14 protein-coding genes are annotated in these 15,685 nt (G+C 64.2%); 8 read left to right on the top strand and 6 right to left on the bottom strand.

Translation table 11 applies throughout. The features are described from left to right. Positions 1-138: 138 nt before the first annotated feature. The 3 genes from C7C56_RS07800 to C7C56_RS07810 form a co-directional block, all read right to left on the bottom strand. Entirely contained in the window at positions 139-933 is a 795-nt protein-coding gene (locus C7C56_RS07800) for a BPSS1780 family membrane protein (protein WP_106756868.1), read from the bottom strand. Continuing rightward, complete coding sequence (locus tag C7C56_RS07805) at positions 933-1,889, bottom strand: homoserine kinase (RefSeq protein WP_106756869.1); 957 nt, start codon at positions 1,887-1,889, stop codon at positions 933-935. Before C7C56_RS07805 ends, C7C56_RS07800 begins: the two co-directional genes overlap by 1 nt. A gap of 93 nt (positions 1,890-1,982) precedes the next feature. Continuing rightward, entirely contained in the window at positions 1,983-2,408 is a 426-nt protein-coding gene (locus C7C56_RS07810) for a hypothetical protein (RefSeq protein ID WP_181373061.1), read from the bottom strand. 231 nt (positions 2,409-2,639) lie between these two features. On the opposite strand from C7C56_RS07810, the gene polA reads away from it, so the two are divergent. From polA to C7C56_RS07835, 5 genes are all read left to right on the top strand, one after another. Continuing rightward, positions 2,640-5,387, top strand: a complete 2,748-nt coding sequence (polA, locus tag C7C56_RS07815) for a DNA polymerase I (protein WP_106756870.1) — start codon at positions 2,640-2,642, stop codon at positions 5,385-5,387. Positions 5,388-5,580: 193 nt separating this feature from the next. Continuing rightward, positions 5,581-6,798 carry a DUF4382 domain-containing protein gene (locus tag C7C56_RS07820; protein WP_106756888.1) on the top strand — a complete coding sequence of 406 codons (1,218 nt, stop codon included), beginning with the start codon at positions 5,581-5,583 and terminating at the stop codon, positions 6,796-6,798. 226 nt (positions 6,799-7,024) lie between these two features. Beyond that, entirely contained in the window at positions 7,025-8,242 is a 1,218-nt protein-coding gene (locus tag C7C56_RS07825; protein WP_106756871.1) for a DUF4382 domain-containing protein, read from the top strand. A gap of 238 nt (positions 8,243-8,480) precedes the next feature. Next, on the top strand, positions 8,481-9,233 hold the full coding sequence (locus C7C56_RS07830; RefSeq protein ID WP_106756890.1) for a ZIP family metal transporter: 753 nt from the start codon (positions 8,481-8,483) through the stop codon (positions 9,231-9,233). A gap of 519 nt (positions 9,234-9,752) precedes the next feature. Next, positions 9,753-10,082 (top strand): type II toxin-antitoxin system TacA family antitoxin, encoded by a 330-nt coding sequence (locus tag C7C56_RS07835; RefSeq protein WP_106756891.1) that lies wholly within the window; start codon positions 9,753-9,755, stop codon positions 10,080-10,082. A 95-nt stretch (positions 10,083-10,177) separates the two neighbouring features. On the opposite strand, the gene C7C56_RS07840 is transcribed toward C7C56_RS07835, so the two are convergent. From C7C56_RS07840 to C7C56_RS07850, 3 genes are read right to left on the bottom strand one after another with little or no spacing between them, the layout of a single operon-like run. Next, positions 10,178-11,032 (bottom strand): sulfurtransferase, encoded by an 855-nt coding sequence (locus C7C56_RS07840; RefSeq protein WP_106756872.1) that lies wholly within the window; start codon positions 11,030-11,032, stop codon positions 10,178-10,180. Positions 11,033-11,039: 7 nt separating this feature from the next. After that, entirely contained in the window at positions 11,040-11,963 is a 924-nt protein-coding gene (locus C7C56_RS07845) for a DMT family transporter (protein WP_229458389.1), read from the bottom strand. Then, the gene (locus tag C7C56_RS07850; RefSeq protein WP_106756873.1) at positions 11,963-13,063 is read right to left on the bottom strand and encodes an aromatic ring-hydroxylating oxygenase subunit alpha; all 1,101 of its coding nucleotides are present in this window, start codon (positions 13,061-13,063) and stop codon (positions 11,963-11,965) included. The genes C7C56_RS07845 and C7C56_RS07850 overlap by 1 nt, the downstream gene beginning before the upstream one ends. 328 nt (positions 13,064-13,391) lie before the next feature. On the opposite strand from C7C56_RS07850, the gene C7C56_RS07855 reads away from it, so the two are divergent. The 3 genes from C7C56_RS07855 to dxs form a co-directional block, all read left to right on the top strand. After that, positions 13,392-13,652 carry an exodeoxyribonuclease VII small subunit gene (locus C7C56_RS07855; RefSeq protein ID WP_106756874.1) on the top strand — a complete coding sequence of 87 codons (261 nt, stop codon included), beginning with the start codon at positions 13,392-13,394 and terminating at the stop codon, positions 13,650-13,652. After that, the gene (locus tag C7C56_RS07860) at positions 13,649-14,539 is read left to right on the top strand and encodes a polyprenyl synthetase family protein (protein ID WP_106756875.1); all 891 of its coding nucleotides are present in this window, start codon (positions 13,649-13,651) and stop codon (positions 14,537-14,539) included. Before C7C56_RS07855 ends, C7C56_RS07860 begins: the two co-directional genes overlap by 4 nt. After that, positions 14,540-15,685: 1-deoxy-D-xylulose-5-phosphate synthase (dxs, locus tag C7C56_RS07865; RefSeq protein ID WP_106756876.1), on the top strand; the 1,146-nt coding region annotated here is incomplete at its 3' end.

Consider the following 15,685-nt stretch of genomic DNA (forward strand, 5'->3'; position numbering starts at 1 on the left):
TTTGGACCATGAAGCGCCGCTGACTTCGGCCCGCGAAAGCGGGGTGAAGCGGGCGGCGAGCCTAATTTTCGCATGACCCCGCGAAAAAAAATTCTGACCCCGGTTTCGCTCGCGGTGCCAGTATGCGATCGATCCGACCTAGCCCAGCGCCCCGGTCTCGTCCGGGACGATCTTGGCCGTGCCCGGCGCGTCGTCGGGAAACAACTGGCGGTAGCTCGCGTAGATCGCGAGCCGGCGCAGCAGGGCGAACAGGAACATGGCGAACAGCGCCAGGGACTGCGCGATCTTGCTGGGCCCGAAAATGAGCGACGTGAGCATCAGGATGCCGATGAACATGCCGAACGAGGTGAGAATCAACACGGCGAACGCGCGCACCGAGCCTAGTATCGCGAACACGCTGTAGAACGTCGCCTTCATGGGCGGCATCTGCTTCCAGTAGGTGAGCGCCGGCGCAAAGCTCAGCAACAGCATGACGGTGTTGAAGGCCAAGGCGAGCAGCAAGGCCTTCCAGACGTCGGCCTGGGCGAACGTTGGCGGTTTCTTGGAATCGCCCATGAGCTTCGCCTGCTCCCAGAAATCGGGGCTCAAGGCAATCATCGTGATTCCCAGCAGAACCATCACAGCCACCAGATACACCACGCCAAGCTTGCACAGGGGGACCAAGGCGTCCTTGCGGAATCCGGTGACCAGCACCGACGGCGGGACCGGCTGGCCCGTCTCGATCAGGTAGCACGCCTGCATGCGCGCCATGCTGAACGACGGAATCAGCAACAAGGCGATGAACTGGCCCAGCAGCGGTACCCCGTTCAACAACATGAAGCACAGGACCTGGAGGAACAGCAGCATCGACAGGAGGCCGGGCTGTTTGCGGTACAGGGCGAAGCCTTGTTTGAACCAAAGCCAGCCGGTTATTGCGGGGATCTTATTACTCATCAGAACAGTCTTGGCGCCGGTGTGGCGATGCGTTCGCGCAGGATGCGCTCGAAATGGGTCGGGTCGTGCGGGGTCAGCATTTCGGCCGCGCGCGGCTGGTAGAAGTCAAACAGGCGCGAGAGCCAGAAGCGCAGCGCCGCCGCGCGCAGCATGGGCTGCCACGAGGCTTGCTCGTGCGCCGTGAACGGGCGCACCGCGTGGTAGGCGTCGAGCATGGCGCGCACGCGCGCCTCGTCGAGCACGCCGGTGTCGAGGTCGATGCACCAGTCGTTGACGGTGACGGCGACGTCGAACAGCCAGGTGTCGCAGCCGGCGAAGTAAAAGTCGAAAAACCCAGCGAGGCGCTCGCCGACGAACATGACGTTGTTGCGGAACAGGTCGGCGTGCACCGGTCCGCGCGCCAGTCGCTTGTAGTGCTCGCAGGTCGCGTACGACTCCTGGAAGTGCATCTCCGCGCGCAGCAGGTGGGCGTTGCTGTCCGACAGAAATGGCAGCACGGTCGGCGTGACCGCGTTCCACCAGTCGAGCCCGCGCAAATTGGGCTGCGTGAGCGGGAAGTCCCGCGCGGCCAGGTGCATGCGCGCGAGCATGGCGCCGACGGCGGCGCAGTGCGCCGGTTGCGGCGCCATCTGCGAGCTGCCCTCGAGCTTGCTGACGATGGCGGCCGGCTTGCCGTGCAGCGGCACGATCAGCTCGCCCTTGTCGTTGGCAACGGGCGCGGGCACGAGCACGCCGCGCTCGGCCAGGTGGCGCATCAGGTTCAGGTAGAAGGGCAGTTGCTCGAAGCTGAGGTTTTCAAAGATCGTGAGCACATGTTCGCCGCTCTCGGTCGTGATGAAAAAATTGCTGTTCTCGATGCCGGAGGCGATCCCGCGCACTGCCAGGGCCTTGCCAAGGGGGAATTGCTTGATCCACTCGGAGACGTCGTCCAGGGAGACCGCGGTAAAAACTGCCATGTGCAAGCGAGAGGAAAGAGAATCGGTTGGGACCGGCGTGGCGGGCCGCGAAGCCCGGACACGCCACGTGTGGCGCGTGCTGCGTCGGCCGCCTTATTTTTTGCCGGGCGGGCGCGGCGGCGGCGGAGGCTCGACCGCGCCGGCCTTGGCCGCTTCGGCCTCGGTTTTTGGCTTCTTTTTGCCGAGGTCGAATTCGAGCACCGTCCATTGGGGCGCGCGGATGTCGCCGCTTTGCGCGTCGCCGCGCTGGGCGTTGCCGGCCTCGAGGTGCGGCTTCATGGTGTAGCGGCTCTTGCCGCTCTTGACCTGGACCTCGGTGACCTTGCCGCCTTCGCGTTTTTCGGTGATTTGCGTGCCGCCCTCGCGCGCTGGCGCGACCGACAGCGGCGCTTCGGATTCGGGCACGCGCTCGAGTTTGGGCGAGGGCGTCGGCGCGCTTTGCGGCGCCTGTGCGAACACCTGGCCGGCGCCGGCCAGCAAGCACAGCGAGGCAAATTTGAACAGCGATGAGCGCATCATGATGGGTCCGCCTTTAATTCGTATACAAGTCGTATTCATCATTGTAACAAAAGACCCCGATCGCGGTTTAAAGGGTACGCCCAGGGGGGCGCCCAGGGGGACGCCGCGCGCCCGGGGCGGGCCGCCCGCCCTTTTCGCAGGCGCTTTGCACGGCCCGGATTCTGCGATAATGACAGACCCGGTGCCGCCTTGCGGCCCACGCTTCCGACCCCTTTTTACTGATTTGGCGCTATGCACAATACCCTGCTGTTGGTTGACGGTTCCAGCTACCTGTACCGCGCGTTCCACGCGCTGCCCGACTTGCGCAGCCCCGACGGGCACCCCACCGGCGCCATGCACGGCATGGTCAACATGCTGCGCCGGCTGCGCCAGGACTACCCGGCCGCGTTCATCGCCTGCGTCTTCGACGCCAAGGGCAAGACCTTCCGCGACGACCTGTACGCCGAGTACAAGGCCACCCGCGCCTCGATGCCCGACGACCTGCGCCTGCAGATCGAACCTATCCACGAGGCGGTGCGCCACATGGGCTGGCCGATCCTGATGGTCGAGGGCGTCGAGGCCGACGACGTCATCGGCACCCTGTGCGTGCAGGCCGCGGCGCTGGGCATGAACACCGTGGTCTCGACCGGCGACAAGGACCTCGCGCAGCTGGTCAACGACAAGGTCATGCTGATCAACACGATGAGCAACGAGAAGCTCGACGAGGCCGGCGTGCTGGCCAAGTTCGGCGTGCCGCCCAACCGCATCATCGACTACCTGACCCTGATCGGCGACAGCGTCGACAACATCCCCGGCGTGAACAAGTGCGGCCCCAAGACGGCGCTCAAGTGGCTGGCCCTGCACGACAGCCTCGAAGGCGTCATGCAAAACGCGGCCAGCATCGGCGGCGCGGTCGGCGAGAACCTGCGCCAGGCGCTCGAATGGCTGCCGCAGGGGCGCGTGCTCATCACCGTCAAGACCGATTGCGACCTGGCCGGGCATATGGTGTCGATCAACCAGAGCCTGGTCGGCCGGCCCGAAGACAAGGCCGCGCTGCGCGAGTTTTTCCAGCGCTTCGGCTTCAAGACGCTGCTGCGCGAGATCGCGGCCGACGCCGGCACCGCCGACGGCGCCCCCGCGCTCAATTCGCCCGAGGGCGACCCGCTTGGCGAGGCCGCGCCCGCGCAGCTGCCGCGCGGCGCGTACGAGACCATCGTGCTCGAGTCGCAGCTCGACGCCTGGCTGGCGCTGATCGACGCCGCCGCGCTCACCTCGGTCGATACCGAAACCACCTCGCTCGACCCGATGACCGCGCAAATGGTCGGCATCTCGCTCAGCGTCGAGGCGGGCAAGGGCGCCTACATCCCGGTGGCGCACCGCTACGCGGGCGTGCCCGAACAACTGCCGCGCGAACTGGTGCTGGCAAAGCTCAAGGATTGGCTCGAGAACCCCGACAAGCCGAAAGTCGGCCAAAACCTCAAGTACGACAGCCACATTTTCGCCAACCACGGCGTGACGCTGCGCGGCGTGGTGCACGACACGCTGCTGCAGTCGTACGTGTTCGAGTCGCACAAGTCGCACGACATGGACAGCCTGGCGCTGCGCCACCTCAACTACACCACCATCGCCTTCAGCGAGGTGTGCGGCAAGGGCGTCGGGCAGATCTGCTTCGACCAGGTCGAGCTGGGCCGCGCGACCGAATACGCGGGCGAAGATTCCGACATCACCCTGCGCCTGCACCAGGCCATGAAGGGCCATGTCGAGGGCGACCCCAAGCTCGCGTACATCTACCGCAATATTGAACTGCCGACCTCGGTGGTGCTGCAAAAAATCGAGCGCAACGGCGTGCTGATCGACGCCGAACTGCTCGGCGTGCAGTCGCGCGAGCTGGGCGCGCGCATCGTCGAACTCGAACAAAAGGCCTACGAGCTCGCCGGCGGCCCGTTCAACCTCGGCTCGCCCAAGCAGATCGGCGAAATCTTCTTCGGCAAGCTGCAGCTGCCCGTGATTAAAAAGACCCCGGGTGGCGCGCCCTCGACCGACGAGGAGGTGCTGCAAAAGCTGGCCGAGGACTTCCCGCTGCCAAAAATCCTGCTCGAATACCGCGGCATGTCCAAGCTCAAGTCGACCTACACCGACAAGCTGCCAAAAATGATCAACCGCGACACCGGGCGCGTGCACACCAACTATTCGCAGGCGGTCGCGGTGACGGGGCGGCTGTCGTCGAACGAGCCCAATTTGCAGAACATCCCGATCCGCACGGCCGAGGGACGGCGCATCCGCGAAGCCTTCATCGCGCCGCCCGGCAGCGTGATCGTCTCGGCCGACTACTCGCAAATCGAGCTGCGCATCATGGCGCACATCTCGGGCGACGAGGCCATGCTGCGCGCCTTCGCCGAGGGCGAGGACATCCACCGCGCCACCGCCGCCGAGATCTTCGGCGTGGCCACGGCCGAGGTGCAGGGCGAGCAGCGCCGCTACGCCAAGGTCATCAACTTTGGCCTCATCTACGGCATGAGCGCGTTCGGGCTGGCCGGCAACCTCGGGGTCGAGCGGGCCGCCGCGCAAAGTTACATCGACAAATACTTCGCGCGCTTTTCGGGCGTCAAGCAGTACATGGACGACACGCGGCTGCAGGCCAAGGAGCGCGGTTACGTCGAGACCGTGTTCGGCCGCCGCCTGTGGCTGCCCGAGATCAATTCGCCCAACGGTCCGCGCCGCCAGGGCGCCGAACGGGCCGCGATCAACGCGCCGATGCAGGGCACCGCGGCCGACCTGATCAAGCTGGCCATGATCGCCGTGCAGGGCTGGCTCGAGCGCGACGGCCTGGCCACGCGCATGATCATGCAGGTGCACGACGAGCTGGTGCTCGAGGTGCCCGAGGCCGAGCTTGAACTGGTCAAGGTCAGGCTGCCGGAACTGATGGCCGGCGTCGCCGACCTCAAGGTGCCCTTGCTGGCGGAGGTGGGCATCGGCAAGAACTGGGACGAGGCGCACTGACCGGGCTCCCGGGCAGGCCATGCAAATTTGTATAGACGAAGCGCGCACCATTCAATTTTGAATGGCGCGCGCTGTTGGTTAGTGGCGGCGGCCGGGCATGCTGTTCCGACGGATGCTTTTATGGCAATGTGATATTGTGCTCAACCATATCAGCGCCATGTCGTCGCGCTCCGCATACTTCCGAGGCCTCAAAATGAAAAAGTCCGTGTCCCGCACCAGCCTGATCGCCAGCGGCGCCATTGTTACCTTGGCGCTGGCCGCCTGCGGTCCCGGCGGCCCCGCCCCCGAGAAGACACCATCGTTGCTCGGTACGCTCCGGGTGTCGATGACCGATGCGCCCGCCTGCGGCTATGCCGCCGTCAACGTCACGGTCACCAAGGTGCGGGTGCACCTCAATCCGACGGCGGTCGACACCGACGCCGGCTGGACCGATATCACCCTGAGCCCGGCGAAAAAAATCGACCTGCTCAAGCTGACCAACGGCACGCTCGAGGCGCTCGGCCAGGCCGAGCTCGATCCGGGGCGCTACACCCAGTTGCGCCTTGTGCTCGACGCCAACACTGGCAATGCGACACGCAATTCGGTGGTGCTGGCGGGCACCACGGCCGAGCTGAGCCTTGACACGCCGAGCGCGCTCCAGAGCGGCATCAAACTTGGCAGCCAGTTCGACGTGGTGGCCAACCAGCGCGTGGACCTGGTCCTCGACTTCGACGCCTGCAAATCGATCCTGACCAAAGGCAGCGGCAAGTACGCGTTGAAGCCGGTCGTCAAGGTGGTTCCGGCCGCGCTCAACGGCATTTCCGGTTTCATCAGCACGGCTTTGCTCGGCAGTAATGTGATGGTCACCGCGCAGCAGAACGGCGCCATCGTCAGTTCGACGGTGCCGAACGCGACGAGCGGCGAATTCCTCTTGGCGCGCCTGGCCCCGGGCAATTACGACGTGGTGGTAACGGCCGACAACCGCGCGGCCAGCGTGGTCGCGGCCGTGCCCGTCGCGACCAGCACCAGCACCACCTCGCTGAGCACGGCCGTCGCGCCGCTGGGCATGGCGGCCAGCACGCAGCGTTCGGTCAGCGGCACGGTCACGCTCAGCCCTGCCAGCGCGGGCGAGGCCGCGTATGTCCATGCCAAGCAGAGCTTTTTCAACGGCCCGACGGTGGTCGTTAAGTACAAGGGCGCCGATCTGGTCAATGGCGCCTACACCATCGGCAATTTGCCGATCGCCGCGCCGCAATACACGCTCTACAGCGTCGCGCGGCCGCTGGTGTTTGCATCGCACCTCAATACCACGCCGGCGACGGGCATGGTCAAGGTCGAGGCATCGGCCGAGGGCTATGCGGCGAAGTCGACGGCGGCGGTCAACCTCAACAAAGCGGCTGCGGTGAATGTGAATTTCGCCTTGGTGCCTTGAGTCGCAGCGGCCAATCGTGGGAGTTGCAATTGATGCAGCTCACTTTTCCAGTGATAAACATAAGTTGTTTTTTAATGGTGCTGTAAAGACTCTGTGAAGTTGTAAGCAATCGTTTCAATGTGTGCTCGCGCACACGGGATTGCTTTGGAGAACGGTATTGTTGCGGTTCGGCAGAGCACGCCAGCGCTGCCAACGCAGAATTCCGACCACAACTCGAGGTGTCCAAATGAAAAAACATATAACCCGTTTCAGCTTGATTACCAGCAGCGCCATCGCGGCGGCGGCATTGGCCGCCTGCGGCGGCGGTGGGGGCGGCGACACGACCCCGGCTCCCCAGTTCGGCTCACTCAAGGTCGCGATGACCGATGCCCCGGCCTGCGGCTACGACGCGGTCAACGTCACCGTCAACAAAGTGCGCGTGCACCAGAGTTCGTCCGCCGCCGACACCGACGCGGGCTGGACCGACATCACGCTAAGCCCGGCCAAAAAAATCAACCTGCTGAACCTGACCAATGGCGCGCTCGAAGAGCTGGGCCAAACCCCGCTCGCGGTCGGCCGCTACACCCAGCTGCGCCTGGTGCTCGACGCCAACAACGGCAACGCGCTCAACAACTCCGTCATCGTCACCGGCACCAGCAACGAGGTGAGCCTGGACACGCCAAGCGCGGTCCAGAGCGGCATCAAGCTCGTCAGCTCGTTCGACGTGCTGGCCGACCAGCGCGTCGACCTCGTGCTCGACTTCGACGCCTGCAAATCGGTGTTGACCAAGGGCAACGGCAAATATGCGCTGAAACCCGTCGTCAAGGTCATCCCGACGCTGATCAACGGCATCTCCGGTTTCGTGAGCCCGGCCCTGCTCACCAGCAACGTGATGGTCAGCGCCCAGCAAAACGGCGTGATCGTGAGCTCGACGGTGCCGAACGCGACCACCGGCGAATTCTTCCTGGCGCGCGTGGCGCCGGGCAACTACGATGTCGTGATCACCGCCGACAACATGGCGGCGAGCGTGATCGGCGCCGTGCCGGTTTCCACCACCACCAGCACCACCTCGCTGAGCACCGCCGCCGTACCGTTGAGCATGGTCGCGAGCGCGCAGCGCTCGATCAGCGGCACCGTGACGCTGAGCCCGGCGAGCGCGACCGAAGCGGCATATGTGTCGGCCAAGCAGAGCTTCTTCAGCGGCCCGACCGTTGTGGTCAAGTACAAGGGGGCCGATCTGGTCAGTGGTGCATACACGATCAGCAACCTGCCGATCGCCGCGCCGCAATACACGGTCTACAGCACCGCGCGCCCGCTGGTATTCGCGCCGCACCTGACCACCACGCCGGCGACGGGCATGTACAAGGTCGAAGCGTCGGCCGCCGGCTACACGACCAAATCGACGCCGCTGGTCGACCTTAACGTGACGTCCGCCGTCAACGTGAACTTCGCACTGGTGCCTTAAACCAAGGCTTAGGCGGATGCCGGGCTCCCGTGCCGGCGCCGCCGCAGTGACAAAAATGCCGCCCCCAACATCGGGCGGCGTTTTTTTTGACCCCTGGTAAGCGATTCAGGGCAAAGATCGCCCTCGGCGGGCCGCGATGTAGTGCGTAGTGCCATGCTGGGCGGTACAATGCACGGCTTGCGGTTATCGCAAGGCCCGATCAAGAGGCGTCAAAATCGATCCAATCCTCCTTTCCATCCTGCTGGCGACCACCCTCGCCGGCGTGATAAGCATCACCGCCGCGGCGGTGTTTTCGTTCGCGCTCCTGTCGAAGATGGTCGAGCGCATGGTCAGCCTGTCGGTCGGCATCATGCTGTCGACGTCCTTGCTGCACGCCTTGCCCGAAGCGTTCGAATCGCAGGCCGATCCGCGCAGCCTGTTCGCCACGCTGCTGGGAGGCCTGCTGGCCTTCTTCATGCTCGAGAAATTCGCCATTTTGCGCCACTCGCACCACCACGAGGGCGACGGCCACCAACACGCGCACGGCCACGACAAGCGCGAGGCCGGCAAGGCCGGCTGGATGATCCTGGTCGGCGACGGCATGCACAATTTCACCGACGGCATCCTGATCGCCGCCGCCTTTTTGGCCGACCCGGGGCTTGGCATCGTGACCGGCCTGGCCATCATCGCCCACGAAATCCCGCAGGAGATCGGCGACTTCATCGTGCTCCTCAACGCCGGCTTCACGCGCAAGCGCGCCTATCTGTTCAACCTGTTGTGCAGCCTGATGGCCGTGGCCGGCGGCTTGCTTGGCTACTACACGCTCGACCGCGCCAGCGGCATGATCCCGTACGTGCTCGTGTTCGCGTCGTCGGGCTTCATCTACATCGCGGTGAGCGATTTGATGCCGCAAATGCAGCGCCGCGCGACCGTGCGCGAGTCGGTGCCGCAGGTCTTGCTGATCGGGCTTGGCGTGGCGATCGTGCTGCTGCTGACGAACGGGTCACACTAGGAGCCTGTCGGACTTAGGGAGTCGAAGCGAAAAAAGTGCTGGGCGAGGACAGATTTTGACGATTTCGCAGTGCCAATAGCGAGCTATTGGCCGAGAAAGCGGCGAAATATGGACCGTCCAGCACTTTTTGCAGCGGACGATCCTAAGTCCGACAGGCTCCTAGGACTTGGGATGCCTGGTATCGGGCGCCGCAACAAGGTCCATTTCTCCGAGCTGCGCCTACGAATGGCGAGCTGGCGCTGGTCGACAATGTCGGCCACTGTCCCCACATGAGCGCGTCGAGTGCCCACTGATCTGATCAAAGATTTCATCGCGCGCCTGCCACCCAATAGGCCGGATGTTGGCCGTGGTGCCTCAAAGTGCGCACGCTGCGTCACCTTAACGCCGATTGGCGTACGCTGACATGGTGAAAAATCAGCCAAAAACTGAACTGGAAATCAAACCGACAACAGTCAGAAACCAAAACTGAGAACTGAAAATGACCAAATGTGGCATGAGTCCACGAAAGGTGAATTCATCATGAAAGCAAGGGAAAACAGCGTCTGGGTCACCAATTGCGTCCCTCAATCCACAGCACAAAAGCTGCAAAAGGCAGCGGAATTAACAGGAACGACATTGAATCAATTCATGATTCAGGCATCCCTTGAGAAGGCTGAAAAAATCACCCGCCGGGAAAAAACCATTCTTTTCTCGAGCAATGACGCTGCCATGATAATAAATTTGCTCGATAACCCCTCTAAACCAAATGCTGCACTGGTGCGAGCATTTCAGAGATTCAATCAAAGGGAGATTGAAAATGGCGATTGGAGTGGTCCTCCTTGTATGCCGTTTGCGGAAATGCCGCGATAAAAAGGGCGCTCACCAAGCGCCTTTTTTGCCGCCAGAACCGACGCCCGTCGTTGCGCTGTTTCGCGCAGGAGAAAACTGACTGCAAAAGGCCTGCGTTAAGCCGGACCCATCGCCACCGGCCGCATCGGATCGGCGCACCACTCGCTCCACGATCCCGGATACAACGCCGCGCCGGGCAAGCCCGCCACGTCGAGCGCGAGCAGGTTGTGGCAAGCGGTGACGCCGGAACCGCACTGCATGACCGCAGCCTTCGGATCGGCAAGCAGCGGCGCGAAATCGGCCCTGAGTTGCTCGCCGCTCTTGAAGGTGCCATCAGGCTGCAGGTTGTCCTTGAAAAACCGGTTCTTCGCACAGGGGATATGCCCGCCGACCGGATCCATGGTCTCGTTCTCGCCGCGGAAGCGGTCCGCCGAACGGGCGTCGACCACGACGCGCTCGCCGCTGCCGATGTTGGCCAGCACCTCGTCGACCGACACCGTCTGCACCAGCGGCGCGCGCTCGCTGATGGCGCCGGCCCGCGCCACGGGTAGCTCGGGCGTCAACGGATGTCCGTCCGCCTGCCAGGCCGCCATGCCGCCGTCGAGCACCGCAACCGCCGGATGCCCCATCCAGCGCAGCAGCCACCACAAGCGCGCGGCAAACATGCCGCCGTGCGCGTCATAGGCCACCACCTGGCTGTCGTCGTCGATGCCCCAGCCGCGCAGGGTCGCGAGCAGGTCGGCGCGTTCTGGCAGCGGATGTCGCCCGCGGAAGCGGCCGTCGGCACCCCGCTTGGCGCCCGACAGCGCGGTCTCCGTGTCGGCGAAGCGGGCGTTCGGCAGGTGGCCGATGGCGTAGCCCTCGCGCCCGGCGTTAAGGTTCGCCAGGTCGTGCCGGCAGTCGACCAGGACCCACTTCGGGTCGACCAGATGGGATGCGAGTTCGGTGGCCGTAATCAGTGTTGTGTGCATGAAGTCCTCAAAGTTCGCTTGCGATGGGATCGGTCTTGCTCACGGCCGCGCCGCGCGCCGTGTTACGCGTATTGTAAAACGTGGCGGCCAGGCCCGAAGCGAGAATGATCGCCATCCCGAGCCACACATGCCAGTCGAAGCGGTCGCCCCAGAGCAGCATGCCCCAGATGCTCGAGAACACAATGCCCGTGTACTGCAGGTTGGCCACCACCAGCACCTTGCCCACGCGGTAGGCGCGCGTCATGGCCATCTGGGCGCACAGCGCGCTGACCCCGATGAACAGCAGCAGGCCGGCGCCGTACCAGCCGTGCGCGCTGAAGCCGATATGGCCGGAGCTATCCGGGAGCAGCGCGCCGAGCAGGCCGACCACCGCCGTCGCAAGCGAGAAATAGAAGACCACGCGGTATTCGGGCTCGCCCATCTGGCCGAGCCGGCGCACCTCGAGGTACGCCAGCGCTGCGAGCACGCTCGAGACCAGGGCGACCAGTCCGCCCAGCCACTGCTGGGAGGCGATGGCCGGCTGTAGCACCAGCGTCACGCCGACGAAGCTCATGCCGATGGCGACCAGCAGCGGCCATTCGACATGGTTTTTGCGGCTCCACCAACCCAGGCAAAGCAGAAAAACCGCCATCCAGATGGGCGACATGTAGTTGAGGGTGACGGCGGTGGCAAGCGGCAGTTTGGAGACCGCGTAGAACCACATCCACAGCGACGCCACCCCGACCAGGCTGCGCCACAGGTGGGCGCCCACGAACGGCGTGCGCAGGGTGCCGCCGCGATGGCGCACGACCAGCAGCAGCACGATGGTGCCGATCAGGCCGCGGTACATGACGATTTCGGAGGTCGAGTAGAGCTGGGACGCCAGCTTGACCGCCGCACCCATCGCGGCAAAGCCAAAGCTGGCGAACAGCATCCACAGCGCCGCGTGCATCAGATGTCGATATTACTGCGGTACCACTCGTGGAAATGCTGCATCCCGTCCTCCATCGGCGACTGGTAGGGGCCGACCTCGTTGACGCCGCGCTGCATCAGGATGCGCCGGCCGGCGTCCATGCGCTGTGCGATCTCGTCGTCCTCGACGCAGGTCTCCATGTAGGCGGCCCGTTCGGCCTCGATGAACTCGCGCTCGAACAGCACGATCTCTTCGGGGTAGTAGAACTCGACCACGTTGCGCGTCTTTTGCGGGCCGTCCGGCCACAGCGTCGAGACGATCAGCACGTGCGGATACCACTCGACCATGATGTTCGGGTACAGCGTGAACCAGATCGCGCCGTACTTGGGCGGCTCGCCGCCGCGGAACTTGAGCACCTGCTCCTGCCACTTCTGGTACACGGGCGAGCCCGATTTTTGCAGGCCGCGGTTCACGCCCACGGTCTGGACGCTGTAGTCGCGCCCGAATTCCCAGCGCAGGTCGTCGCAGCTGACAAAGCCGCCCAGGCCCGGGTGGAACGGCTCTACGTGGTAGTCCTCGAGGTAGACCTCGATGAAGGTCTTCCAGTTGTAGTCGCAGTGGTGCACCTCGGCGTGGTCGAACATGTAGCCGCCAAAGTCGAAATCCTTGGCCACCGACAGTTCCGCCAGTTTGCCGAGCACGTCGTAGCCGTTCTGCTCGAACAGCAGGCCGTTCCAGCTCAGCATGGGGGTTTTGGACAGGTGCAGGCAGGGCGTCTCGGGGAAGTGCGGCGCGCCGATCAGCTCGCCCTTGAGGTCGTAGGTCCAGCGGTGCAGCGGGCAAACAATGTTGTTCGAATTGCCGCGGCCATTGAACATCAGCGCCTGCCGGTGACGGCACACGTTCGACAGCACCTCAACGCCGTTGGCGTTGCGCACCAGCATGCGGCCCTCGTTCTCGGCGACGAGGGTGGCAAAATCGCCCACTTCGGGCACCATCAGTTCGTGCCCGACATAACGTGGGCCGGCACGGAACAGTTGCTCCATTTCGCGCTGCAGCAGCGCTTCGTCAAAGTAGACATCTACCGGAAGCTGCGCGCAGCTGCGCGCAAGCTTGGCGTGGGTAGCCAGATCGGACATCCCAACCCCCCCTTAAATTCAGGCATCAAGCCAAAGAAGAGAAAGAATCCAAAGACCAGTATTTTGATTGCGGAATACGGTATTTCGGACAGAACCGGAGATTATACCGTGGAACGGGCTCTACAGTCGTGGACCGGCGCGCGAATGTGGCATCAACAGCCGAAAGTATTGGTGGAATGGCATTGGTTTCATGGGCGGGGCCCCAATTGCGATAAAATCTGCCAATGCGGCGGACCTTCGTCACCAGTAGGATGGATTGTTCTAAAATAAGCGTTTAGACTGGCGCGCTTTGCACAAGTTGCGTGCTAGCGTCCCACACAAAGTAACCATGTCAAAAAAATCAATCGCGGAAAACGCAGCGGCGCCCGAGTCGTTCGAGCAGGCCATGGCCGAACTGGCCGAGCTGGTGACCCAGATGGAAGGCGGCGCCTTGCCGCTCGAAGCGTCGGTCGCCGCCTATGCGCGCGGCTCCGAGCTCGTCAAATATTGCGCGGCCCAGCTCGAAAAAGTCGAGTCGCAGGTCAAGGTGCTCGAGGGCGACATGCTCAAGCCGTTCGCCGCCGACGCGGCGGGCGAGGGCATCCAATGACGGTCCCGTTCGAGCAATGGATGAAGTCGGTGCAGGCGACGGTCGAGGAGGCGCTCGGCGGCTACCTGCCTGCCGCAAATGCGGTGCCACTCAAGCTGCACGACGCCATGCGCTATACCGCGCTCGGCGGCGGCAAGCGCGTGCGCCCGCTGCTGTTGTACGCGGCTGGCGACTTGTTCGGCGCCGACGCCGGCACCCTCGCGCGCGCCGCCTGCGCGCTCGAAATGATACATGTGTACTCGCTGGTGCACGACGACATGCCCTGCATGGACGACGACGCCCTGCGCCGCGGCAAGCCGACCGTGCATGTGGCCTACGACGAGGCGACCGCGCTGCTGGTCGGCGACGCGCTGCAGGCGCAGGCGTTCATGGTGCTGGCCGAGGCCGACGCCGTCGCGCCCGCGCGCCTGGTGGGCATGCTGCGCCTGCTCGCGCACGCAGCCGGCTCGGGCGGCATGTGCGGCGGCCAGGCGATCGACCTCGACAGCGTGGGCCTGATGCTCACGCTCGAGCAGCTCGAGCAGATGCACCAGCTCAAAACGGGCGCCTTGCTGCGCGCCGCGGTGGTGCTTGGCGCGCTGGCCGGGGCCGATTTGTCGGCCGAGCAGATCAAGGCGCTCGACACCTATTCGAAGGCGGTCGGGCTGGCGTTCCAGGTGGTCGACGACGTGCTCGACGCGACCGCCGATTCGGCCACGTTGGGCAAGACCGCGGGCAAGGACGCGGCGGCCAACAAACCGACGTATGTGTCGATCCTGGGACTGGAACAGTCCCGCGCGCTGGCGGAAAAACTGCGGTGCGACGCGCATGAGGCGCTCGCACCATTTGGTGACAAGGCATGCAGGTTGCGCCAATTGGCGGACCTGATCGTGCAGCGGAAGGCCTAAATGAACCTGCTAGAGAACATCAACGAACCGGCCGAGCTGCGCAAACTGTCGCGCTCCCAACTGACGCCGTTGGCGCACGAGCTGCGCAACTTCCTGCTCGACTCGGTCTCCAAGACGGGCGGGCATTTGTCGTCCAACCTAGGCACGGTCGAGTTGACCATCGCGCTGCACTACGTGTTCAACACGCCGTACGACCGCATCGTCTGGGACGTGGGCCACCAGACCTATTCGCACAAGATCCTCACGGGCCGGCGCGAGCAGTTCCACACGCTGCGCCAGTTCAACGGCATCTCGGGCTTCCCGCGCCGCGTGGAGAGCGAGTACGACACCTTCGGCACCGCGCACTCGTCGACCTCGATCTCGGCCGCGCTGGGCATGGCGCAGGCGGCCAAGATCAAGGGCGAGGCGCGGCACGCGATCGCCGTCATCGGCGACGGCTCCATGACGGCCGGCATGGCCTTCGAAGCGCTCAACAACGCCGGCGTGCAAGAAGACATCAACCTGCTCGTGGTCCTCAACGACAACGACATGTCGATCTCGCCACCGGTCGGCGCGCTCAACCGCTATCTGGCGCGCCTGATGTCGGGCCAGTTCTACGCCGCCGCCAAAAACGTCGGCAAGACCGTGCTGCCGGGCCCCGTGCGCGAGCTCGCCAAACGGCTCGAAGAGCATGCCAAAGGCATGGTCGTGCCGGCCACGATGTTCGAAGAATTCGGCTTCAACTACATCGGCCCGATCGACGGCCACGACCTCGAATCGCTGATCCCGACGCTCGAGAACATCAAAAAGCTCAAGGGCCCGCAGTTCCTGCACGTGGTGACCAAAAAAGGCCAGGGCTACAAGCTGGCCGAGGCCGAGCCGATCCTGTACCACGGCACCGGCAAGTTCAACCCGACCGAAGGCATCCTCGCGCCGACCAAGGCCGGCAAGATGACCTACACCGAGGTGTTTGGCAACTGGCTGTGCGACATGGCCGCGGCCGACAAGCGCCTGGTCGGCATCACGCCGGCCATGCGCGAGGGCTCGGGCATGGTGCGCTTCGAGCAGCAGTACCCGGAGCGTTATTTCGACGTCGGCATCGCCGAGCAGCACTCGGTGACTTTTGCCGGCGGCCTGGCCACCGAAGGCCTCAAGCCGGTGGTGGCG

The sequence above is a fragment of the Massilia glaciei genome (assembly GCF_003011895.2).
GTDB classification, from domain to species: domain Bacteria; phylum Pseudomonadota; class Gammaproteobacteria; order Burkholderiales; family Burkholderiaceae_D; genus Telluria_A; species Telluria_A glaciei.

What these genes read in the sequence shown, in the direction of transcription:
- C7C56_RS07820 (WP_106756888.1), top strand. Translation starts at nt 5,581, where the DNA reads ATGAAAAAGTCCGTGTCCCGCACCAGCCTGATCGCCAGCGGCGCCATT.
- C7C56_RS07810 (WP_181373061.1), bottom strand. Translation starts at nt 2,408, where the DNA reads ATGATGCGCTCATCGCTGTTCAAATTTGCCTCGCTGTGCTTGCTGGCC.
- C7C56_RS07850 (WP_106756873.1), bottom strand. Translation starts at nt 13,063, where the DNA reads ATGTCCGATCTGGCTACCCACGCCAAGCTTGCGCGCAGCTGCGCGCAG.
- C7C56_RS07855 (WP_106756874.1), top strand. Translation starts at nt 13,392, where the DNA reads ATGTCAAAAAAATCAATCGCGGAAAACGCAGCGGCGCCCGAGTCGTTC.
- C7C56_RS07845 (WP_229458389.1), bottom strand. Translation starts at nt 11,963, where the DNA reads ATGCACGCGGCGCTGTGGATGCTGTTCGCCAGCTTTGGCTTTGCCGCG.
- C7C56_RS07805 (WP_106756869.1), bottom strand. Translation starts at nt 1,889, where the DNA reads ATGGCAGTTTTTACCGCGGTCTCCCTGGACGACGTCTCCGAGTGGATC.
- C7C56_RS07825 (WP_106756871.1), top strand. Translation starts at nt 7,025, where the DNA reads ATGAAAAAACATATAACCCGTTTCAGCTTGATTACCAGCAGCGCCATC.
- C7C56_RS07800 (WP_106756868.1), bottom strand. Translation starts at nt 933, where the DNA reads ATGAGTAATAAGATCCCCGCAATAACCGGCTGGCTTTGGTTCAAACAA.
- polA (WP_106756870.1), top strand. Translation starts at nt 2,640, where the DNA reads ATGCACAATACCCTGCTGTTGGTTGACGGTTCCAGCTACCTGTACCGC.
- C7C56_RS07835 (WP_106756891.1), top strand. Translation starts at nt 9,753, where the DNA reads ATGAAAGCAAGGGAAAACAGCGTCTGGGTCACCAATTGCGTCCCTCAA.
- C7C56_RS07860 (WP_106756875.1), top strand. Translation starts at nt 13,649, where the DNA reads ATGACGGTCCCGTTCGAGCAATGGATGAAGTCGGTGCAGGCGACGGTC.
- C7C56_RS07840 (WP_106756872.1), bottom strand. Translation starts at nt 11,032, where the DNA reads ATGCACACAACACTGATTACGGCCACCGAACTCGCATCCCATCTGGTC.